Below are 21401 nucleotides of genomic sequence, written 5' to 3'. Positions count from 1 at the left end.
TGATGGCTGCGGATGAGATAGATGAGATCGACATGAACTGCAGTAAAACGCCATGATACGACAGAAGCCGCAGCAAGATATTTTGCGGCAATATATTCAGCCGGATTTTGGGAAGGAATTCTACAACTATCTGTGAATGTGTGCCTCAACATTACCTTATTGCAACCTTGGGGGAACTACCGTACTATTATTTCACAATTGTCATAGAAGATTGTCACAGAAAAATGGCTTGTAAAGCTTTCAACATTTTTCGGACGCATTAGAAGAACCCAGGGACAACATGATTATTTTCGACAAGACCGAGCACGGCCGCACAGAAATAGCAACCCGCGGCCAGACCGTCGCACCGCGCCTGCGCACCCTGCTATTACTAGTGGACGGCAAAACCGGCAGCGACGAATTGCTGCGCAAGGTAGCGGGCCTCGGTCTGAGCCAGGAACATCTGGATGAATTGCTGCAAGCCGGCCTGATCCAGGCCAGCAGCGGTGATGGCGACGCCGGCGACACTGCGACCCCGGTTGTGGCGGGCCCGTCTGCAACTCCCGCGGTCGCATCTGCGGCAGCCAAGAGTATCGCCCGTGCCGCAGCAATCCCGGTTGAACAAATACTCCCTGCCGGGCAAACCCAGTTTGAAGCGATCTACCATTTCTACAACGACACCATAAAAAGCATGATCGGCCTGCGCGGCTACGGCTTGCAATTGAAAGTCGAGCGGGCCAGCAGCGTCCAGGACTTCCGTGAACTGCGGCAGGCTTACCTGGAGGCGGTGCTCAAGGCCAAGGGCGAAGAAATCGCGCGCAGCCTGCGCGGCCGGCTCGATCAATTACTGTATCTGGGCGAACCGCCGCAGACATGAAGCCGGAACAATAAAAAAGCGTGGCAGAGAATATCTGCCACGCTTTTCTTGTTTCAGGAGACGCTTCTCGCTGCGCCTGATGCCAGGAATTTATTCGATACCTTGGCTGCTCAGGTAATCCTCGTAAGAACCCTGGAAGTCGACCACTTCGTTTTCCTTGACTTCCAGCACCCGCGTCGCCAGCGAGGAAACGAACTCACGGTCATGCGACACGAAAATCAGCGTACCGGCGTATTTTTCCAGCGCGATATTGAGCGATTCGATCGACTCCATATCCATGTGATTGGTCGGTTCGTCCAGAAGCAGCACATTGTGACGGCCCAGCATCAGCTTGCCGTACATCATGCGCCCCTTTTCGCCACCTGACAGTACCTTGACCGATTTCTTGACGTCGTCGCCGCTGAACAGCAAGCGGCCCAGGCTGGAACGCACGGCCTGGTCGTCGTCGCCTTCCTGGGTCCACTGGCCCATCCAGTCGGTCAGCGTCTTGTCGGTCGCGAAGTCTTCGGTCGGATCCTGCGGCATGTAGCCGACATTGGCGTTTTCCGCCCATTTGACCAGGCCGCTATCGGCATCCAGGCCGGTGATCTCGTGACCGCCGATGCTGCGCAACAGCGTGGTCTTACCCGCGCCGTTGGCGCCGATGATGGCGATTTTCTCGCCGGCTTCCACCATGATGCTGAAATTCTTGAACAGCGGACGGTCATAAGTCTTGCCGATGCCCTGCACTTCCACCGCCAGGCGGTGCAGTTTTTTCTCGCCGTCGAAACGCACGAACGGATTGGCGCGGCTGGATGGCTTGAGATCCTCGACCTTGATCTTTTCAATCTGCTTGGCGCGCGAAGTCGCCTGGCGCGCTTTCGATTTGTTGGCCGAGAAACGGCGCACGAAATCTTGCAGTTCCGCGACCTTGTCCTTGGCCTTGGCATTCACCGACAACTGCTGCGCACGCGCTTGCGACGACGCCAGCATGTAGTCGTCGTAGTTGCCCGGATAGACCTTCAAGGTGCCGTAATCCATATCGGCCATGTGGGTGCATACCTGGTTCAGGAAATGGCGATCATGGGAAATGATGATCATGGTCGAGTTGCGCTGGTTCAGCACATCTTCCAGCCAGCGGATGGTGTTGATGTCGAGGTTATTGGTCGGTTCGTCGAGCAACAGGATGTCCGGATTGGAGAACAGCGCCTGCGCCAGCAGCACGCGCAGCTTCCAGCCGGGAGCAACACTGCTCATCTGACCCTGGTGCTGTTCGATCGCCACCCCTACGCCCAGCAGCAATTCACCGGCGCGCGCTTCCGCGGTGTAACCGTCGTATTCGGCGAATTTGGCTTCCAGGTCGGCCGCCTTCATGTAGTCGTCGTCGGTAGCATCCGGATCGGCATAGATCGCATCGCGCTCAGCCATCGCCGCCCACATCTCGGTGTGCCCCATCATGACCACGTCCAGCACGCGCATGTCTTCAAACGCAAACTGATCCTGACGCAATTTACCCAGGCGCTCGTTCTGGTCCAGCATCACGTTGCCGGCCGACGATTCCAGATCGCCGCCCAGGATCTTCATGAACGTGGACTTGCCGCAGCCGTTGGCGCCGATCAGGCCATAGCGGTTGCCATCGCCGAACTTGACGGAAATGTTTTCAAACAGCGGCTTGGGGCCGAACTGCATCGTGATATTTGCGGTAGACAGCATCTAATATGGTTCTTTTCTTAATTGAATCATGGGGTTAGGTAGTGTGGCGGCATTATACAGTATTCGCTTTTGTGCACCGCATGAGTCCATATAAAACAACGACTTACCGCCACATTTTCCTTGATTCAGCCCGAGATCGACGGCCCTGTCCTAGGTTGCCGGCCCCGCTGCAACCAAAGATGCCGCTAAACGCCCGACTTCTGCATGTACGGCATCGCGCTCAGCGGGCGTCGCGTTGACCGCGCCGGTCAGGTAGCTGGCGACCAGCAGGGGCGCGCCGCCGGGCGGTAACAGCATGCCAATGTCGTTCGCCGTGCCCTGGTCGCCGGTGCCGGTTTTATCCGCGACGCGCCAGCCGGCCGGTAACAGTGCGCGCAGCCGTTTGTCGCCGGTCTTGTTGGCCAGCAACCAGTCTGTCAGCTGCTGACGCGAACTTGCGGATAGGTTGTTCCCCAGCAGGATCCCGCGCAAGCTTTGCACCATCGCATTCGGTGTGGTGGTATCACGCGGATCGCCAGGAGCCGCTTCATTCAGATGCGGCTCGATGCGGTCCAGCCGGGTCATCTTGTCGCCTGATGCCCCCAGGTAGGCGGTCAGTTGCGCCGGGCCGCCGAAGCTGTGCAGCAGCAGGTTGGCGGCGGTGTTGTCGCTCAGGGTGATGGCGGCTTCGCACAACTCGCCCACGGACATGCCGTCGCCGCCGGTGTGATGCTCCGTCGTTGGCGAGTACGGCACCAGATCGCCGGCCTTGTAGCGGATGCGCCGCGCCAGTTGCTCCTTGCCCTGATCGACACGCTTCAGCACCAGCGCCGAAGCCAACAGTTTGAAGGTGCTGCACATCGGGAAACGTTCGTCGCCGCGATAGGCATAGGTTTGCCCGGTGCGGCTGTCGATGATGGCGACGCCGAGCCGGCCGCCGGTTTTGGACTCTATCTGGCGCAGTTGCGCAATCATTGCGGCGGCGGCAGGATTGCTGGCGATGCCCCAGGATTTTTGTGTGTAGGTGCCGAAGGCCAGCGCGCCGAATGCCATACCTAGGTTGCCGGCAAATTGACGTCGATTCATGTTTTTACTCCAAATTCGATAGACAAGGCTGCACAATAACTATCCCTCGCAATGTGCTCAAGCTACAATATCCTGTAAAAGTCATAAGAAAATCTATGCCATAAAGGAAAACAATATGCATCTCCCCTTGAATGCATTGCGCGCTTTTGAAGTGTCGGCGCGTTTTCTCAGCTTTACCCGCGCCGCTTCTGAAATGAATGTGACTCAGGCCGCCATCAGCCAGCAGGTGAAAAACCTCGAGGACCGGATGGGCGTCCAGCTGTTCCGCCGCTTGCCGCGCGGGCTGGCGCTCACCGCCGAGGGCATCGCATTGCTGCCGGTGCTGGCCGAATCCTTCGGCCGCATCGGCGCGGTGATGGAGCAATTCCACGACAGCCGCAACCGCTCGCGCGAAGTACTGACGGTGGGCGCGGTGGGGACGTTCGCGGTCGGCTGGCTGCTGCCGCGCTTGCGAGAGTTCCAGCAAGCCCATCCATTTGTCGATTTCCGCTTGTTCACCAACAACAACCGGGTCGATATCGCCGGCGAAGGCTTGGATTATGCGATCCGCTTTGGCGACGGCGCCTGGCACGGCACCGATGCCGAGGCGCTGCTTTCCGCGCCGCTGTCACCAATGTGCGCGCCTACGCTAGGTGCCTACCTGCGCGATCCGGCCGACCTCGGCCGCCATATGCTATTGCAATCCTATCGTAGCGATGAATGGGCCATCTGGTTTGCCGCCGCCGGGCTGGCATGCCCGGTCTTGAGAGGGAGCGTATTCGATTCTTCGCTGACCATGGCGGAAGCCGCTGCGCAAGGCGCCGGCATCGCGCTGCTGCCGGTACGCATGTTTGCCCGCGAGCTGCAGCATGGACGCCTGATACGGCCATTCGATATTGAAATCGACAGCGGTAACTACTGGCTGACGAAACTCAAGTCGAAGCAAGCGACGCCGGCCATGCAGGCATTCAGGGATTGGCTGCAACATGCGGTGGCGCCTTGATGGCGGCCACCGCAGATTCAAGCGGCTAGTCATAGCCGTAGCCCGTTCTCAGGACGCCAGGACCAGCTGGTTTTGTGTAGCGAGTTGAAATCCATTCGTATCCGAATGCAGCAGCGCTTGCGCACCGACCGGCAAGGTCACCTTGTCGCGGATGTGGCCGAACGGCAGACCGGTCAGGATCGGCACCGGGATGTTGGCGCGCAGATAAGCCAGCATGGCGTCGAAGTCATAGCCATTGTCATGCTCGGCCAAGCGGTAATTGGAGAAATCGCCCAGCACGATTGCCTGCTGCCGTCCCAGGATGCCGGCGTAGTGCAATTGCAGCATCATGCGTTCGATGCGGTAAGGATGCTCGCCGATATCTTCCAGGAACAAAATACCGTCTTCGATCTGCGGCAGATAGGATGTCCCGACCAGATGTGTGAGCATCGCCAGGTTACCGCCCCACAGGGTGCCACTGACGCGCAGCGTCGGATTGCCGGCGGCGGCGACTTCTATCGTCTGCTCCGGCTGCCGTACGCATTGCCAGAAGTGCGACATAGTGAATTCGCTCAGCTCGGCGGCGCCGAAATCGCTGCAGAGCATCGGTCCGGCCAGGCTGGTGGCGCCGGTCTGTGCAAACAACGCCAGATGAAGCGCGGTAACGTCGCTATGGCCGACGAAGATTTTCTTGCTGGCGGCCAGACGGCGGAAGTCCAGCAAGGGCAACAAGCGCGACATGCCGTAGCTGCCGCGCAGGACCAGCACGATTTGTACGTGCGGGTTGTCTATCGCCGCGTAGATCTGCTCTACCCGCGCTGCATCGGTGCCGCCGAAGCGCTGGAATTTTGCTTCCGGATCGTAATAGTCATACACCACACAACCCTGCTGCTGCAAAGCCAGGATGCCACGCGTCAAGGCCGGCTCATCGTTGGCGTAACCACCGGGGGCGACCAGCGCCACGCCGATGGATTGAGGCTTCTGCACTTGGGTATTTTCGGTCATGATTGTTTTTGCTGGGCTTGGCGCCGTTCGGCGAAGAATTCTTTGAGCAGTGTGCCACATTCCTCGGCCAGCACGCCAGCGGTCAGCTCGGTGTGGTGGTTCAGTTTTTCCTGTTCGAACAGGTTCAACACCGAGCCGCAAGCGCCGGTCTTGGGATCGCTGGCGCCATACACCACGCGCGCCAGACGGGCGTGCAACATGGCGCCCGCGCACATCGCGCACGGCTCCAGCGTCACATACATTTCGCAGCCGGGCAGACGGTAATTGCCGAGGATGGTTGCGGCGGCGCGCAAGGCCATGATTTCCGCATGGGCGGTCGGATCGTGGTTGCCGATCGGCTGGTTGAAGCCGGAGGCGATGATCTGCCCGTCTTTCACCACCAGCGCGCCAACCGGTACTTCGCCCAGCGCCCAGGCATTGCGCGCCTGGGAAATGGCTTGTTGCATGTAAATTGCGTCACGCATAGGTAGTCAGCAGATAAACTTGAATCGGAAAAACAGCGATCAGCGGTCTTCGGAAATCTCGGCCCAGCAATTCGGCGTTTCATGCAACACCAGTTTTTGCAGATGCAGGCCGGTGCCGAAATGATCCTTGTAGGCGGCCTTGAGGATATCGAAAGCGGTCCGCGCCAGGTTTTCGACAGTCGGGATGCGGTCGATGATGACGGTCTTGTGATCCGGCAGCGTGGCCAGGAAGTCGCGTACTGCCGTGTCTTTTTCGTAGACCAGGAAAGCATGGTCCCATACATCCACCAGATGCTGTTTGGCCAGCGTCTTGATGTCGGAGAAATCCATGATCATGCCGTTATCGGAGCTGCCTTCGACTTCGATGACGGCGCCCACCAGGGTGATTTCCAGGGTATAGCGATGGCCGTGCAGATTGCGGCACTGGCTCTTGTGGTCAGGGATCCGGTGTCCGGCATCGAATTCGAGTTTGCGGGTAATGGTAAGCATAGGTGGTGGTTCTCGGTAAAATCAGTGATCAGTGATCAGTTATCGGCTGTCAGCATTCGGACGGTTACGGAATCTGCAGCAGCTTGTGCGTTTGCAAGCTCAGCTTCCATTTCGGGTTGCGCTTGCAGGTCTCAATCGCCAACTGGATATTCTGCGCCTGTTGCGGGCCATCCATGGCCTGTACATAGAAATGGTCGAAATCAAGCGATTCATATGCCGCCAGCGATTGGCCGAGCTGCGGGATCACCACTTTCAGCTCATTTCCCTTGCGCAGCTTCAGCACCGAACCCATCTTCGGACTGACGCAAATCCAGTCGATGCCCACAGGCGGTTCCAGCGTACCATTGGTTTCGATGGCGATTTCAAAACCCGCCGCATGCATGCTCTCGACCAGCGTCGCGTCCAGTTGCAGCAGAGGCTCGCCGCCGGTGAACACCACGAATTTGCTGCCGGTGTAGGTGGTCGGCCACAGCGCATTGATGGTATCGGCCAGCGCCTCGCTAGTCTTGAACTTGCCGCCGCCCTCACCGTCGGTGCCGACAAAATCGGTATCGCAAAACTGGCAAACCGCCGTGCTGCGATCTTCCTCGCGCCCGCTCCACAAATTGCAGCCGCTGAAACGGCAAAACACCGCAGGGCGGCCGGCATGCGTGCCTTCGCCTTGCAGTGTGTAGAAAATTTCCTTGATGCTGTAAGTCACTGTGTAAACTCGTACTTTCTCTTTTCGATTGGACCGCGTCGTGCGGCCGCCTCAAGATATTTGCTGCATTTTGCTGTACATATCGAAATAACAACGCGCAATAACAACGCGAAATAACAGCGCATATCGCGACGCGCCCGTTTTGCTGACTCGAAGATGGGAATCGGGCCGCCATCCTCTGGCTACGAATCCTTGTAAAGACAAGGGGGGCGAAGCCATTTTCCAGCGCCCTCCGATATCGGCCAAACGCTGAAGTAACGACTCCTTGTCGGCAGAAAATGAATCCCGGTGGCGGTGCATAAACGCAGCTCTCGTGCCATTCAGTTTGATCGATGGCATGGCATGCGAGGCGAATGCCAGCCGGTCTGCCCCGGCCTGCCCGCTTCCGGTCCTTTGGATAACATGCTCAGCGCCTGCCTGGATAACGTTAGCCGGAGATGCCGGTGCAAATTTCCCCCTCAGGCCAGTATAAGTGCAAACGTGCGGCACTGACGTCGCGGCAATGTTCATTTTGAACGGAGAGCAAGATTATACAGATAGCGGCTGTTGTCGGCATTGGGATAGCAAAGAAACGACTGTACGCCCGGCAGAATACAAGCAATGTTGAGGATTTATTGCCAGGCACGGCAAATGCTTGCAATAATGCAACTAAAGATAAAGATATATTTCCATCTGCTTTGCAATCGGATTGAATCAATCCCTTAAAGAGCCGGTTACCGGCCTAAGGGACCGGTGGGGCAGCCTTCGAGCAGTAACGTATTTTCAGAGACCAAGCAGAATGAACAGAAAAGAAATAAAAGACAAAATTGCACAGTTAATTTCGACAGGAATTACAAAATCCGAAGTGTTCAGCCAACTATCGGGCCAAGGCATCAAAGACAGCCGCCTCGCCTATTTCATTGCGTCGTATGCAGATCCCGAGCTATGCGCGGCTAACAAGGTTCACGTGAGAATTCTGTTGGGACTCACCTACCTTCAGGCATTCCTCGGCTTTTTCGTAGGTTATTTCATCGGCATGCAAATCGGACCGGTCGCAAGCTGGATTACCGGCGTACTGATAGCGTCGCTGATGCTCTGGTTTGCCTGGGGATATCACAAAAATAAAGTGGTGTTCTACAATGCGACCATCATTTTGACGATAATACAACTTCCCCAACAGCTCAACGGATTTAGCGAAACCCCGATTGCGGCTACAGTCGGCATCGCAATCGGCGTCGGTCTGGCGAGCTATACATGGTACGTCCGGCAGAAAATATTTCCTGATTTCCTCTTTGTCACTCCGAAGAAAATCAACGGTGTTTATGCGTTTTCCAACTGAACTGATATGCGCTTCTGAAGCAGAGCCTAGAATTTGCAAGGAAAGAAAGCCGATTGTTTAACCAGAGCAGTCAATCAGGCCGGAACCAGAGATTTTTTCATCTGGAAATCTTCCACCTGCCCCAACGCGAATTCCACCGCCAGCCTCAGCATGGCGGGCGCGACATAACGACGATGGACATAGTCGATCGCCTTCATGTAAAACCTGCCAAACAGATTCTTGCAATGAACGCGGGTACCGAGCGTTATGTCGATGTGATGGTCGTCGATGATTTCCACTCCTGCGCATGACCTGAACAGCAGGTGCTTGTCGCTTGCGCCGAGAATAACTTGCGCCCGCGTGTCGGCAGCATTCACTGCCTGGTCGAGAACCGCGTAGCAATTCGCGAATAGCGTATCGGTAGCGGGCGACAGAAGTGACGAAACCGGGCAACCCAACGAGGAAGTACGTAACCCGAACGGCTTCACCAGCACATTGCGCAACGCCATCAGGGTCGATACGCCGCCTGGCGGGTTGCGCAAAAAGCCCTCCAATACCGAAGCCAGCAATTGCCGGGCGCTAGCGTCTTTGAAATTGGCGCCGGTGACGCGCAGGGAAAACGTGTCTTCATGATGCACCGGCACATCGGAGAGCTGCCGGTTCAGCAAGCAGCCCGCCGGCGCAGCCTTGAGTTCCTTGACAGTGCGGCTAGAGCCGCCATAGGACAAAAAACCAGATGTACCTTTCCAGGAACTCCATGCTCCACGCAATAAACCTGCGCTGCTCCTCATCGCATTGCAAACCAGGCGATGCAAGGTTCCCGTCGGTGCGTCCAGCGCCAGAGTCGTTACCGGAATAGTCTCTGCATCAAATTCTTTCGCCTCAAGCAGTTGCGTCACTTCAGACGGCAACAGCTCGGTCAGAGCCGGAATACTGGCCTCATCGGCCAAAACTTTTTCCTTCATGCTCCGCGACAAATCGCCACCCAGTTCATTGGTATGGCAAGACAAGGCAAAGAATACCGGATGCAAAGAGTTGCGGGAAAGAGGCGAAAACTGATGCCAGGTCTCGCCGCCGATACGTACAGTAAACATGCAGTCCGGCGGAATATTGACAAAGCGTAGCGCCCTGACAAAATTGCGCGGGTCTTCCATGACTTGCTGCGCCGACGCGCTTGAAAACCGCAGCTGCGCCCCACCGCTGCCGGATACCGCAGTAAAGATGCGATGGCCCGCGTGACGATGGAAAGGATGCCCTCTGGGACCGACAATAAACGAATACAGCGAGGTAGCATCGTCTTTGGGGAAATTGGTTCCACCCAATTTGACAGACGGTTCGTCCAGCTCATCCACGAAAGCCCCGTGCTGCCGCTGCCTGGACGCCACGCTTGCGTACAAGTGATTGCCCGCGCCATGCCCCATTTGAGCGATCAGACAAACCTCTATGGCCAACCCGCCAGATTCAGAGGGTATCCGAACAGACGGAAATGTCTCAACAGCCTGGGTCAGCTTCGGCATCAGAGTCTCTCGATTATTCAGTTTTGCGAAGTTTGGCAACAGCACGGGATTCCCGTTTAAGCGGGCGACCTACCGGACAAAGTTCAAGCGCATAACCTGTAAGGCTATTAACGAGGCTGTCAGCGTTCAGCTTGTACAAGACAAACTGCCCCTTGCGTTCGCTGGTTACCAGCTCAGCCAGTTCAAGCACCGACAGGTGACGCGAAATCGCCGGCGCGCTCATCGCAAAGCGCTCGGCAAGTTCAGACGTGCTCAGTTCAGCTTCGGTCAGGTAAGCCAGAATCTGACGTCTCGGCGTGGACGCCAGTGCTTCGAATATCTTGTCGAGAGATGCCGCCATTTTTTACAACCCAATCTATTAACTTATTTGTTAATTATCTTAGTTGTAAATCAGAAGATATGCAAGCCCTTTGTCGACTTGATATTTAATTGCCTCTTCAGTAGCGGCGGACAATAGCGGCCTGATTATTTCCATTCAATCAATTGCCGGCGATTTGCTTTGCCTCGGGCCGATACCCGTCATTCAACGTCTTCAGGAACGCGACCATATCCTTGATCTCGTCATCCGTCAGCGCTGGCGGCGCGCCTGGCTTGCTGTCGAACGGCGCATCGATCACGTCGACATTGGCGTGATACGCAACCGGCAAATCGTTGTATTTTTTCAACTTGCCGTCTTTGCCGCGCGGGTACCATTTCTCCGGTTTGGTTTCACGTTCCATATAAAAATGCACGACCTCGTCCAGTGAATGGAACACGCCGTTGTGGAAATAGACCTGGCGGGTGGCGACGTTGCGCAGGGTCGGAGTTTTAAAGTAACCGCAATAGTTAACTTGTTTGGCAGCGTCTTTGCGCCAAGGACCGCACATGCCGAGATCGAAATATTTTAGGTCGCGGTTGGCTGCAATTGCCTTGTTGCGCGGAGCGCCCAGCGCCTCGAACTGATAGTCGGTAAACACCGGTGGGAAGCTTCCGTCGCCGGATGCCTTTTCAATATGGCAGGTTGCGCAGTTTCCCTTTTTCGGATCTTTGAACAGCTTCAGCCCGCGACTTTCCTGCTCGCTCAATTGCACTTTCTGTGCCAGGTAATAGTCGTACTTGCTGTCGTAAGGGTGGAAGCTGCGATCCTCTTTCTGGTACAGGGCCAGCGCAAAATAAGCTTCGCCCAGCGCCAGATTGGGCGATGTGAATATGCCGGGGCCGAACAGCTGCAGCATGTCGCGGGCATAGGGCGCCGTCTTCAGCTTTGCGAGCAGCTCAGCGGCGTTCTTGTTTGCCATCTCATTGGCTGCAAGCAAAGGGCCGCCAGCCTGATCGGTAAGGTTCATCGCCCGCCCGTCCCAATCGAAGCCGCCTTGCGGAACCACTTCCTGTACAGCCGCTGCCGGTTGCAAGCTTGCCTTCGCTACCACCGGAGCCGGGGCGGCAGCGCTGCTCTTGGCCGCTGCGACCAGCTGCACGGCGCCTTTGTCGTCTTCGTCCGGTTTGGCGTCGGGGCCGATGGAGAATGCCGGTGCGTGTTCGTGATAGCGCAAGGACGGTACGGCACGTCCTCCCTGGCTTTGCAGACCGCTGCCGCCAAGCTGCACCGCGAGGCCGTTGGCTGGCGCGTGGGCATTATCCGGGTTGTGGCAGGATGCGCAGGCCAGCTTGCCGGACGCAGATAATGATTTGTCGTAAAAGATTTTGCGCCCGATCTCGGCCACGGCGCTCAACGGGACAACGGGCGCATTCAAGCGTTCCAGCGCCGCTTGCACGCCCGGCGCGGGCGCAGCAGCAGTCGGCATCACAGGAGCACTGGCCTGTTGCTGGCGATCGCAACCGCTCAAGAAAAACAACAACGTTGCAAAAGCCGCAATTGCTGCGCGTGGCGATGCGGGCGCTGCAACGGCTGGGTGCGGCTGAAACCAAGTATGCATAAAGGCTTAAGGATGGGCGACTGTGAAAATTCGAGTGCAATGTGACAACGCCGGCAAGCATTGATCCGCATCTGGATCGAAACAATAACCCGCCACGATAACGCCGAATTATTTCAGCTTGATGAAATTATCGTTTCTGCAATCTGAATCGACGAATCAGATGACCTACCCCACATGTCATCAAGTCGTCATCAAGCGGTCATAAGTCGATCCTACAATCCACCCCCGAATGTTTCCAATTGGCACAGACACGATGTCATTTCCGGTCAAATCCGCGCTGCATTCATCACTAAAAACTACTAAAACACCATCAGGCTCAGGAGAATCAATGAAAGCATATTCAAATTTGGCAAAGCATCGCTTTGCAAAGCCGGCGCTGGCGCTGGCCATCACCGCCGGCTTGCTGGGCGGATGCAATTCGGGCGGCTCGTCATCGGGACTCGTATCTGCGCCAGTCGCGGCGAAGGCCGCCACGCCGATCCAGCACGTGGTTGTGATTTTCCAGGAAAACGTCTCATTCGATCACTACTTCGGCACCTATCCGAACGCCGCCAATCCAACCGGCGAACCGGCATTCACCGCGGCAGCCAGCACGCCGGCGGTCAATAACCTGCAAACGCCGCTGGATGTCACCAAGAGTTTCGCAGCACTCAGAATTCCTAGTTTGCTGACCACCAATCCGACGACGCTGAATACCGGCAACGGCGTCAATGCGATCAATCCTTTCCGTCTTGACCGTTCGCAAACCGCCATCGCCGACCAGGATCACGATTACCAGGCGGAACAAATGGGCTTTAACGGCGGCGCAATGGACCTGTTCCCTGCTTCGCTGGGCGCCGGCAACTCGGCTGCAGGGCAAGTACTCACGCCGCCGCTGAACACCAATGGTTTGACCATGGGCTACTTCGACGGCAATACCGTGACGGCGCTGTGGAACTATGCGCAACACTATGCGCTGAACGATAACTCGTTCGGCACCACCTTCGGTCCGTCGGCGCCGGGTGCGATCAACCTGATCTCCGGCCAGACCAACGGCGTCATCGCCACCAACCTGTCGGCCAGCCAGGCCGGTAACTATGCGGCCGGCGATGGCTATTTCGGCGAACTGTCCAACGACGGCGCGGGCGGCATCAACCTGGCCGGCGACGCCCAGCCTTTGAACGATGCCTGCATGACGCGCGACGCGGCGCAGCTGAGCGGCAAGAACGTTGGCGACCTGCTCAACACGGCGAATGTCAGCTGGGGCTTTTTCCAGGGCGGGTTTGACCTGACTGTGACCAATCCAAACGGGACCACAGGCTGCAAGCGCTCCACCACATCGGCAGTGACCGGGGTCACCAAGAGCGATTACATTCCTCATCATCAGCCATTCCAGTACTACGCCAGCACGCAAAATCTGAAGCATGCCCGTCCGAGCGCCATAGCCGCGATCGGCAATACCTTACAGGCAGATGGCAAAACGGTGGATCCTGCCAATCATCAGTACGACATCCATGATTTCTTCGACGCGGTATCGGCCGGCAATTTTCCTGCGGTCAGTTTCCTGAAAGCGCAAGGCTATCAGGACGGCCACGCCGGCTATTCCGATCCGCTCGACGAACAAGCCTTCGTTACCAAGGTTGTCAACTTCCTGCAGCAGCAACCGGGCTGGAGTAATACGTTGGTCGTGATCGCCTATGACGATTCGGACGGCTTTTACGATCACCAGGCCAGCCCTATCCTGAACCCGTCGGCCAATACCACCGCCGCCGCCGCGTTCGCCAGCAACGGCCTGACTGCGCCAGGCGTGGCAGATATGCTGAACGGCCCGGGCGAATGCAAAACCAATGGACCTGGTTCCCTGCAAGGCACGCCAACCGCGTTGTCCGGCGCATCCGGCAAATCCGGCGCGCAAGGCCGTTGCGGCTACGGTCCGCGCCTGCCGTTGCTGGTGATCTCGCCGTATGCGAAGGCCAACTACGTCGATCACACGCTGACCGACCAGACTTCGATCCTGCGCTTCATCGAAGACAACTGGCTGTCAGGTCAACGCATCGCCGGTTCGTACGACGCCATTGCCGGCACCTTGAACAACATGCTGAACCTGAGCGGCACACCGAGTACCTCGCAACTGATTCTCGATCCATCGACGGGCCAGCCAACCGCTGCATCGACTGCAAAAAAACTGTAAGCCAAGCGCATCAACAACCTCATGGATGAAGGCTCGGCGTAGTATCTGAAGCCGGCATCTCAGATCGCCCGTTCTTTGCCCGCCACGCCGGCGGAGAACGGGTTTTTTTTCACACTCAGATCAGGAAGACGTGATGAGTTCAAAGAATAATAATTTCCCGGCCAGTTTTACCGGACGCATACGCATCTTGAAAACCGCGCTGGGCTGTCTTGCCGGCATGGCGCTGCTGGCTTCCGCGGGCGCAGCCCATGCTGCTGGCAGCGGCAATCTCATCGTCAACGGTGGCGGCGAAACAGGTCTCTGCGCCACCGACTGGAAAGCCGTTAAAACCGTACCGGGCTGGCAGGTATTATTGGGCAACCCCACCCTGGTTTGCTATTCGGTCGCCAGCTTCACCACGCCGTCGTCACCAGCAGCCGGCAATGCGTTTATCGCTGACGGCCCTTATGGCGACTCGGCCTTGATGCAAACCGTCAACGTCTCTTCCGCCAGCAGCGCTATCGATACCGGCAGCGTGACTTATTCGTTGTCTGGCTGGCTTGGCGGCTATACCGTATATGCGGGCCAAGCCGTGGTTACCGCAACCTTCCTCGATGGTTCGGGAAAGATGCTGGGAAATCCGGGCGAACTGTCCGGAGTAACCGCCAGCGCCCGCGGCAATGCCAACGCCTTTATCGCCAAGTCGAACAGCGGCACGGTACCGGTGGGCACCCGCTCGATTGCGGTACAGCTGCAGTTCATCAATACCTCAAGCTCCACCAATGTCGGCTACGCCGACAATCTGTCCCTCACCTTGTCGACACCAGTGACTGCACCGGCCCTGGTAGCGCCTGCGTCCACAGTTCCGGCCTTCGACCACGTATTTTTTGTGATGATGGAAAATACCGATTACGCGCAAGTGATCGGCGACACCGCGGACGCGCCGTTCATCAACTCGCTGGCGCAAGGCGGCACCTTGCTGAGCAACTATAGCGGCGTCTATCATCCTAGCGACGAGAACTACATGGCGGTCTCAGGCGGCGACACATTTGTCAGCGGCGCCATCTACTATCCGAACATCAAGGTAAGCGCCAGCCACATCGGCGACCGGCTGGAAGCAATCGGTAAAACCTGGAAGGCCTACGAACAAGGCATGGGAACGCCATGCAATACCAAGAATAATGTCGACAGCTATTACGAACCGGATGACGCACCGTTCATCAACTACACCAACATTTCCGGCAATCCGACGCGTTGCGCCGCGCATCTGTTCGATACCACGCAACTCACCACCGACTTGCAAGCGGCAGCCACCACGCCGAACTTTTCCTGGATAGCCGCCGACGACAACGCCGATGGCGAAGCGTCCGGCAATGGTTCCGCCAACAGCTTGCAAGTGCAAGATGGCTGGCTGAAGCAAACCTTGCAGCCGATCTTCGCCTCACCGGCATGGACCAGCCAGCGTTCGCTGCTGATACTGACCTGGGATGAGTCGTCGGGCAGCGCCACCAACCACATCGCCGGCATCGTCTACGGTTCACAAGGGCTGGTGGGAAGCGGCGCTCTCAGCACCGCAAGCTATAACCATTACAGCGCCGGCCGCACCATCGAAAGCGCGCTCGGACTGAGCCCGTTGACTGCCAACGACACCTACGCCCAGCCTATCAATGACGCCTTCACGCCAAACGCAAAAGCCGCCGCCTCTTCGCTAAGCGTCGCCATGCCGAATGTGCAGCAAGGCGAAAACATCGCTTTCAATTTCAGCACCACGCTGGCCAACACCAACTCGTCCAACTGGATCGGCATCTACGCACCAGGCAGCAGCCCGGGCTCAGGCAGCTCCACCCAGTGGCAATACGCGGCGGCCCAGGGCGGCGTGACATCGTTTAGCACCGCGTCGCTGGCGCCGGGGACTTATACGGCGTGGTATTTATACAATGGCGGCTATACCAAGCTGGCTGGCCCGGCTACGTTCGTGGTTAGCCAGTAAGCGCGTCGTTTAGTCTCAGAAAAAAACACTTGCGATAAATCGGAGTGCTTTTTTCGTTTCAGCCTAACATCGGATTGTCAGATTTATCGCTTAACCCCGATCACCCACCCAATAGCCTGCGCGGCCGTAGTGATCGTGAATTCCGGTTTCTTGTTCCCGGTCCAATTTTGTCTCGGCGTCATACCGTGGTGCATCTTTCACAGCCTGCCGCGTCAAATCGACCGAGATTTCGGCTTCAGACCAGTTAATATCCTGAATCCATTGTGCCGGAATCAGTACCTGATGACCGGTCCACCAGTTGCTGGTTTCCACGATGAAGTAGTGAATCGCCCAAGTATCTTCGTCAACCAGCAGCCCTTGTATATGGCCGATGCTGCCGTCTATCGCATGAATGTGATATCCCATCACTTCTTTGAAACTGCGCAAGTGGGAACCTTGGTCCTGGCGGATCGCCTCTTCGCGTAGCATCTCATTGTTTTCGGCGTGCGCCGTCGCCGTCAGCCCGCCGTAACCAGTCATCATCATGCCGGGTGTACTTACGTCGCCCCACATGCCGGCTTGTCCCCAATAGTAGGGATAGCCGTAATAACTAAGATTGCGGATTTCATGTTGCCGTGAAACCGGCATTTCAGTGTCGACGTCAGGGCTGTTTTTTACCTGTTCTTTCGTGATCGAAACCGGCAAAGTCTTTCCCTCCAGGTCAGGCTGGACAATGGCGATCGGCGAGATCAATACTTTTCTGCTCAGAAGCCAGTTTCCGGTATCGACAACCAGATAGCGAACGACCCAGCTTTCGTCATCAAAGAAAAAGTCCTTTACGTGGCCGATGGGACCATCGGTTGCAAGAATCGCGTAACCCTCGATATCGTTGATTTTGCGTAGCATATGCGCTCCTTTGGAAAATTCTGGCATTCGGGAAAACGCACTATCCCGATATCGTCTGGCCTGCGCTTAAAGCGATATTTCGCGAGGCGATAGCACTCAGGAAATTCTCAGGCGCTTGCCGTTATATTCGACTCTTATCGCTTTGCTGCGCCAATACAGCGATTTTTCCTGTCGTGGCTCGCACCCCATGTCGACTCATATTCGCATGCACGCCTGGATCAGGATCCCTGAACATAGCCAGGATTTTCCCAGCGCAACGGAAATTTCAATTCATGGATTGGACTTTGCTCTTTTGCACGGCATTTTTCCGTACGCTATCGAACATATGCAACTATTAATCCGTCAATACGGGGGTACAAAAAAATAATTTCCTCGCGATTTTCAGGGAATTCTAAAAGTTGAATACGCAATGTGGGATAACGTACGGACCCATATGAAAACAAGTGCTATAACACTAGGCATTGGGTGAGCCAATCACAGTACTTCCTCCTTCAAATCGCCATTTCCAGCTCACCCAATATCTATCAAAGCGGGCGACTTTAAGCATAGGTGCGAGCTTCGATTTCATTTTAAGCACTACACGTACGGCACTTGTGCTGCGCAGAGTTGGCCGATGCGACCACGAAGAAGCGATTTAAAAAGGTGAATTGTGAATAATCAGAAATTGAAAAATGCGCAATCCAGGACTGAAAGGCTTGCGAATGCTTTGTCGGTAACCGTCGAAGAACTAGAGGGTGTTTCGCATGAAATTATTGGCGATTCCGACGATAACGGCATGCTGTGTGGTTATGTGGTCCAATTTTCCAGCAATGCGCCAGCACGGGTTTTAGACAAAATCAAAGGCCTGGATGCGGAAAACAGGGTCTACGTCCCAGCGTCGCTGGTTGATCTGGATGCCCAAAGCGTCTAGGCTTAAATTGCCTGGACATGATGGTAAAAAATGCTCGTCAAACGAGGCGGCCGGTGAGCCGCCAGCCATCAAACAAACGCAGTGGCGTTACATCAAATCCGCATAATTTCTCTGGTCGATCGCATAGCAGCCACATGCGGCAACTTCCAATCCCTTCCTGTCGAGCACGGTGAGATAGCCGCGGTTGTATTCGATCAGCCCGAGACGCTGCAAAATGCCGGCTGCGGCAGTGACGCCTTCGCGTCGTATTCCCAGCATGTAGGCCAGCAATTCATGCGTCATGTGAAAACTATCTGAACCGGCACGGTCTTGACTCATCAGCAGCCAACGCGCCAGGCGCTGGCCGACCGGATGAAACCGGAGGCAACCGGCTGACGTCGTCATCTGCACCATCCGTACATAAAGATAGTGATTCATGCTGCGCTGAAGCGCCACGCTGCGCGTCAGCTCTTTGCAAAAGGTACTGGTTTTTATGCGATATGCAGGACCAGCCGCCTGTACATGTGCATGTATCGGCGCCGTAGTGACTCCCAATGCGACCTGTGAACCCAGCATGCCTTCACGTCCAACCATGCCGACTTCCACACCGGAACTGCCTTGCACCAGTACCTGCAACGAAATGGTGCTGTTCAGAGGAAAATAGACATAGTGAATCGACTGCCCGGGCTCGCACAGCACTTCTGCCGAATGCAAGTTGATCGGCTCGGAGATGGCGAGCAGGCACAAGCGATCTTTGCGCGGAAGCCGCGCCATGAGGTAATTTTCGACAGGGGCCAATTTGGTTCTCCGATATGTTGCTTGCCGGCCCAAGCGCATGGGTCGGATGAAGATCGCATTTTTGGCGCAGGCAATGTCGACCAGACATCGAGTTTGCACAAAACATCTCTAAGCGAGTGTTCCTTAGAGCATTGCGGCGATTCATTTTTTCTCATATCAAAACGCCAATCTGGCCGTCAATAGTGTCGCCGCCTCCCTCCTTATCGCACACTTTCCCCTGCGCGGTGCTTTTATCTCGCGCTGCCGCCATCTGGCGTCGTGCCGGGTCGACGTGATTTAATCGCTCAATGGAAGTTTTTTTCCAAGTATATCTACTGCAGAATTTTGCTTGGCGCCGGGAGATACCGCAGGGTATGGTGTGGCAGGTTCAGGTTCAAATCGATTCAATCGTCAAGACTATCCCGCCATCAAAAAATCCCCCAGGCTACACACTACGTGACCGGATCCTCTTGAATGCACTGGAAAGTCCTGGAACGCACACTGTTTGTGAAGTGAGGCGCATATTTCATCGTGTAGGTAGTCGTAGACCCGTTCGGACTAGCCGGGTTGTTTGAAAATACTTCACTCGCGCGAGATTCCGCACTCAAACAATTACGTGTCTTGGGATGCGTACCGGGCTGGACAATGGCGGCCCTGTATTCTGGGACAGGCATAGCCTTCTGCTGAGGTATGGCACTACAGCATACCGCAGCAAAGAAAAGAAAAACAATACAGTTAGAAAGAGAAAAGCGCATATGCAAAAACTCCAAAGCGCTGAATAAAAATACCTGCCTGCGTCACTTCTGGTCGCCAACGCAATTCGAAGATCGGCCCCGCTTTCATTCCGTCATGCCCCTTAACCAGGTGCTATAAATTGACTTTGACGCGTGACATCAAATTGCGAATCGCATCGTCATTCTTGAAAATCGCCTGCAACTCGAAGCCCAGTTTTTCCAAAATGGATCGGGTACCTCGCGCCGAGAACATATCAGCGTCGGAATCATAAGTAACCTGCTCCGTCGACAAAAATAATTTTTCAACAACAAGTATTTGAGCAAACGAGGTCCAGTCATCGCCGTTCCCGGACCATCCTTCCCCTGCTCGTTCCGCGAAAACATGCATTTTTTCAGCCATATAGTGGTCGAACATGACCAGCGCTCTGCAATGGCCGTCAATCAGGATGAACGGCATAAATGTCGTGCTGTCGGTCACCAAATTTACTTCTACCTTTTCGCCTACCTTTATCGCCATGTGGCTGATTTGGTTGAAGGGTGTTTCCAAGGCGGGTTCCATGCGTTGCTTCTTTCTCGAAGGGAAATCCCGCGCAATGGCAGGTTGTAACAAGACAGCCTATTGCCGATGCGGCTCGTATTCGGTGCCAGGATGACTCATTTGACGATCATGGGCACGATACGAAACGTGGTCTGTTCGTTACCGTACATATGAAAAAGTGGGGAAAAAACCGGGAGAACCATACATTTAACTCGCGGGAACACACTGCGCTGATGCGCGCAGAAGTCATCTGGGAACATCTGCAGAAATCCTGTTCAGACGGGCGACCCGCCCAAATGCGACGGGCCAAAGGGGAAGGAGATTCCCGCCGTGGAACCGCAGCGGATTCCAGCGGCAGTCTGCCACATGCTTCCGAAGGGAGATTTTCGCCAGGCAGGATGGATCAGGTTGCCATTTTATTTGGCAACAGGCGGTCACACTCCCTTTTGACCACTGCATAGCATTCGCATGTCCGTTTTTCCAGCCCAGGCCGATCCAATACCGTTATGTGGCCGCGCGAATAGCGAATGATGCCGGCGGTCTGTAACTTGACTGCGGCTTCGGTGACGCCCTCGCGGCGCACGCCGAGCATGTTGGCGATCAGTTCCTGCGTCATGACGAGGTCGTTGCCCTGCAGCCGGTCCAGGCTCAACAGCAACCAGCGACAGAGTTGCTGATCAAGAGTGTGATGGCGGTTGCACACCGCGGTTTGGGTCATTTGCGTTATCAGTGCCTGGGTATAACGCAGCAGCAGGTGCAGCACCGGTCCTGCACGGCAAAATTCTTCTTTCATCGCGCGCGCATTCAAGCGATAACCCTGGCCTGCGCTCTGCACCACTGCGCGGCTTGACGTGGATTCGCCCCCCATGAACAGGGAAATACCGACAATCCCCTCGTTACCGACAATCGCAATTTCCGCCGAGGCGCCATTCTCCAGCAGGTATAGCAGCGACACGATCGCGGTAGTCGGAAAGTACACGTATTTCAATGTACTGCCTGATTCGTAAAGCACCTGCCCGAGCGGCAACTCAATTGCCTCGAGCTGCGGCAACCAGCGCTGCCATGCGGCGTCTGGCAACGCGGCTAGCAGGAGGTTTTTCTGGGGGGCAGGAGAAATGGTCATGGAGAGTTCAGAACGGTGGGACCACTGAAATTGCACTGTGCGACTGTTGCACCATGCTCACCAGTATATGCTGCGATCACCTTTTCTGTGTACGTTACCGCTCTAATCTATGTACTTAAACGAACAAAGAAATAGCGTTATCGATTCGATACCAAAATGTCGCTATCGAACGCCAATTTTCCGATCAAGTCAACTGCGAGAAGTGAAGATTTTAACGGACTGCGTGAAGAAAGATCAATCAGGGAGCAGTCCAAACGCGATAACCAGTTCGTCACCTTGTGAAGACATACGCGTGGCGCTCTTGCCATCTCGTCGACGGCTGCCCAGGTTCTCGAGCCGACATACATTTGGTGA

The 21401-nt window shown here is 55.8% G+C and carries 19 protein-coding genes; 6 read left to right on the top strand and 13 right to left on the bottom strand.

What is annotated here, in order from left to right; all coding sequences use genetic code 11:
• Positions 1-280 precede the first annotated feature (280 nt).
• A complete protein-coding gene (locus tag ABI171_RS19740; protein ID WP_348094242.1) occupies positions 281-856 on the top strand; it encodes a hypothetical protein in 576 nt (191 codons plus the stop codon).
• Positions 857-946: 90 nt separating this feature from the next.
• On the opposite strand, the gene ABI171_RS19735 is transcribed toward ABI171_RS19740, so the two are convergent.
• Both ABI171_RS19735 and bla read right to left on the bottom strand, forming a co-directional pair.
• Entirely contained in the window at positions 947-2548 is a 1602-nt protein-coding gene (locus ABI171_RS19735) for an ABC-F family ATPase (protein ID WP_348094241.1), read from the bottom strand.
• A 150-nt stretch (positions 2549-2698) separates the two neighbouring features.
• Positions 2699-3613 carry a class A beta-lactamase gene (gene bla / locus ABI171_RS19730; RefSeq protein WP_348094240.1) on the bottom strand — a complete coding sequence of 305 codons (915 nt, stop codon included), beginning with the start codon at positions 3611-3613 and terminating at the stop codon, positions 2699-2701.
• 115 nt (positions 3614-3728) lie between these two features.
• Between bla and ABI171_RS19725 the strand changes: the two genes are divergently transcribed.
• The gene (locus ABI171_RS19725) at positions 3729-4595 is read left to right on the top strand and encodes a LysR family transcriptional regulator (protein WP_348094239.1); all 867 of its coding nucleotides are present in this window, start codon (positions 3729-3731) and stop codon (positions 4593-4595) included.
• A 48-nt stretch (positions 4596-4643) separates the two neighbouring features.
• Here the strand turns inward: ABI171_RS19725 and ldcA are convergent, their stop codons facing one another.
• From ldcA to queE, 4 genes are all read right to left on the bottom strand, one after another.
• On the bottom strand, positions 4644-5579 hold the full coding sequence (gene ldcA / locus ABI171_RS19720; RefSeq protein ID WP_348094238.1) for a muramoyltetrapeptide carboxypeptidase: 936 nt from the start codon (positions 5577-5579) through the stop codon (positions 4644-4646).
• The gene (tadA, locus tag ABI171_RS19715) at positions 5576-6043 is read right to left on the bottom strand and encodes a tRNA adenosine(34) deaminase TadA (protein WP_348094237.1); all 468 of its coding nucleotides are present in this window, start codon (positions 6041-6043) and stop codon (positions 5576-5578) included. Before tadA ends, ldcA begins: the two co-directional genes overlap by 4 nt.
• Before the next feature lie 39 nt (positions 6044-6082).
• Complete coding sequence (queD, locus tag ABI171_RS19710; protein WP_038490933.1) at positions 6083-6532, bottom strand: 6-carboxytetrahydropterin synthase QueD; 450 nt, start codon at positions 6530-6532, stop codon at positions 6083-6085.
• 64 nt (positions 6533-6596) lie between these two features.
• The gene (gene queE / locus ABI171_RS19705; protein ID WP_348094236.1) at positions 6597-7232 is read right to left on the bottom strand and encodes a 7-carboxy-7-deazaguanine synthase; all 636 of its coding nucleotides are present in this window, start codon (positions 7230-7232) and stop codon (positions 6597-6599) included.
• Between the two features lie 778 nt (positions 7233-8010).
• On the opposite strand from queE, the gene ABI171_RS19700 reads away from it, so the two are divergent.
• Positions 8011-8550 carry a hypothetical protein gene (locus tag ABI171_RS19700; RefSeq protein WP_348094235.1) on the top strand — a complete coding sequence of 180 codons (540 nt, stop codon included), beginning with the start codon at positions 8011-8013 and terminating at the stop codon, positions 8548-8550.
• Between the two features lie 74 nt (positions 8551-8624).
• Here the strand turns inward: ABI171_RS19700 and ABI171_RS19695 are convergent, their stop codons facing one another.
• The 3 genes from ABI171_RS19695 to ABI171_RS19685 all read right to left on the bottom strand — a co-directional run bounded on the left by ABI171_RS19695 (position 8625) and on the right by ABI171_RS19685 (position 11962).
• Positions 8625-9950, bottom strand: a complete 1326-nt coding sequence (locus tag ABI171_RS19695; protein ID WP_348094234.1) for a DUF2867 domain-containing protein — start codon at positions 9948-9950, stop codon at positions 8625-8627.
• 109 nt (positions 9951-10059) lie between these two features.
• The gene (locus tag ABI171_RS19690; protein WP_348094233.1) at positions 10060-10386 is read right to left on the bottom strand and encodes a metalloregulator ArsR/SmtB family transcription factor; all 327 of its coding nucleotides are present in this window, start codon (positions 10384-10386) and stop codon (positions 10060-10062) included.
• Between the two features lie 139 nt (positions 10387-10525).
• Positions 10526-11962, bottom strand: a complete 1437-nt coding sequence (locus ABI171_RS19685) for a cytochrome c peroxidase (protein WP_348094232.1) — start codon at positions 11960-11962, stop codon at positions 10526-10528.
• 328 nt (positions 11963-12290) lie between these two features.
• Between ABI171_RS19685 and ABI171_RS19680 the strand changes: the two genes are divergently transcribed.
• Entirely contained in the window at positions 12291-14132 is a 1842-nt protein-coding gene (locus ABI171_RS19680; protein WP_348094231.1) for an alkaline phosphatase family protein, read from the top strand.
• A 133-nt stretch (positions 14133-14265) separates the two neighbouring features.
• Positions 14266-16101, top strand: a complete 1836-nt coding sequence (locus tag ABI171_RS19675; protein WP_348094230.1) for an alkaline phosphatase family protein — start codon at positions 14266-14268, stop codon at positions 16099-16101.
• Positions 16102-16191: 90 nt separating this feature from the next.
• On the opposite strand, the gene ABI171_RS19670 is transcribed toward ABI171_RS19675, so the two are convergent.
• Positions 16192-16986 (bottom strand): PRC-barrel domain-containing protein, encoded by a 795-nt coding sequence (locus ABI171_RS19670; protein WP_348094229.1) that lies wholly within the window; start codon positions 16984-16986, stop codon positions 16192-16194.
• A gap of 649 nt (positions 16987-17635) precedes the next feature.
• On the opposite strand from ABI171_RS19670, the gene ABI171_RS19665 reads away from it, so the two are divergent.
• Positions 17636-17896, top strand: a complete 261-nt coding sequence (locus ABI171_RS19665; RefSeq protein ID WP_348094228.1) for a hypothetical protein — start codon at positions 17636-17638, stop codon at positions 17894-17896.
• A gap of 87 nt (positions 17897-17983) precedes the next feature.
• Here ABI171_RS19665 and ABI171_RS19660 read toward each other — a convergent pair whose 3' ends face one another.
• The 3 genes from ABI171_RS19660 to ABI171_RS19650 form a co-directional block, all read right to left on the bottom strand.
• Complete coding sequence (locus ABI171_RS19660; RefSeq protein ID WP_348094227.1) at positions 17984-18673, bottom strand: Crp/Fnr family transcriptional regulator; 690 nt, start codon at positions 18671-18673, stop codon at positions 17984-17986.
• Positions 18674-19519: 846 nt separating this feature from the next.
• Positions 19520-19945 (bottom strand): Imm51 family immunity protein, encoded by a 426-nt coding sequence (locus ABI171_RS19655; RefSeq protein WP_348094226.1) that lies wholly within the window; start codon positions 19943-19945, stop codon positions 19520-19522.
• A 382-nt stretch (positions 19946-20327) separates the two neighbouring features.
• Positions 20328-21047: a Crp/Fnr family transcriptional regulator gene (locus ABI171_RS19650; RefSeq protein WP_348094225.1), complete on the bottom strand. Its 720-nt coding sequence runs from the start codon at positions 21045-21047 to the stop codon at positions 20328-20330.
• Positions 21048-21401: the final 354 nt, after the last annotated feature.

This window comes from Collimonas sp., from assembly GCF_039923675.1.
Lineage (GTDB): Bacteria > Pseudomonadota > Gammaproteobacteria > Burkholderiales > Burkholderiaceae_D > Collimonas.
The sequence above is the reverse complement of the archived record's forward strand: the minus strand, read 5'-3'. Positions and strand labels throughout refer to the sequence as shown.

Bases quoted from the DNA above. Each gene is read 5' to 3' on its own strand.
- ABI171_RS19740 (WP_348094242.1), top strand. From the start codon at position 281: ATGATTATTTTCGACAAGACCGAGCACGGCCGCACAGAAATAGCAACC.
- ABI171_RS19735 (WP_348094241.1), bottom strand. From the start codon at position 2,548: ATGCTGTCTACCGCAAATATCACGATGCAGTTCGGCCCCAAGCCGCTG.
- bla (WP_348094240.1), bottom strand. From the start codon at position 3,613: ATGAATCGACGTCAATTTGCCGGCAACCTAGGTATGGCATTCGGCGCG.
- ABI171_RS19725 (WP_348094239.1), top strand. From the start codon at position 3,729: ATGCATCTCCCCTTGAATGCATTGCGCGCTTTTGAAGTGTCGGCGCGT.
- ldcA (WP_348094238.1), bottom strand. From the start codon at position 5,579: ATGACCGAAAATACCCAAGTGCAGAAGCCTCAATCCATCGGCGTGGCG.
- tadA (WP_348094237.1), bottom strand. From the start codon at position 6,043: ATGCGTGACGCAATTTACATGCAACAAGCCATTTCCCAGGCGCGCAAT.
- queD (WP_038490933.1), bottom strand. From the start codon at position 6,532: ATGCTTACCATTACCCGCAAACTCGAATTCGATGCCGGACACCGGATC.
- ABI171_RS19700 (WP_348094235.1), top strand. From the start codon at position 8,011: ATGAACAGAAAAGAAATAAAAGACAAAATTGCACAGTTAATTTCGACA.
- ABI171_RS19695 (WP_348094234.1), bottom strand. From the start codon at position 9,950: ATGGGGCATGGCGCGGGCAATCACTTGTACGCAAGCGTGGCGTCCAGG.
- ABI171_RS19690 (WP_348094233.1), bottom strand. From the start codon at position 10,386: ATGGCGGCATCTCTCGACAAGATATTCGAAGCACTGGCGTCCACGCCG.
- ABI171_RS19685 (WP_348094232.1), bottom strand. From the start codon at position 11,962: ATGCATACTTGGTTTCAGCCGCACCCAGCCGTTGCAGCGCCCGCATCG.
- ABI171_RS19680 (WP_348094231.1), top strand. From the start codon at position 12,291: ATGAAAGCATATTCAAATTTGGCAAAGCATCGCTTTGCAAAGCCGGCG.
- ABI171_RS19675 (WP_348094230.1), top strand. From the start codon at position 14,266: ATGAGTTCAAAGAATAATAATTTCCCGGCCAGTTTTACCGGACGCATA.
- ABI171_RS19670 (WP_348094229.1), bottom strand. From the start codon at position 16,986: ATGCTACGCAAAATCAACGATATCGAGGGTTACGCGATTCTTGCAACC.
- ABI171_RS19655 (WP_348094226.1), bottom strand. From the start codon at position 19,945: ATGGAACCCGCCTTGGAAACACCCTTCAACCAAATCAGCCACATGGCG.
- ABI171_RS19650 (WP_348094225.1), bottom strand. From the start codon at position 21,047: ATGACCATTTCTCCTGCCCCCCAGAAAAACCTCCTGCTAGCCGCGTTG.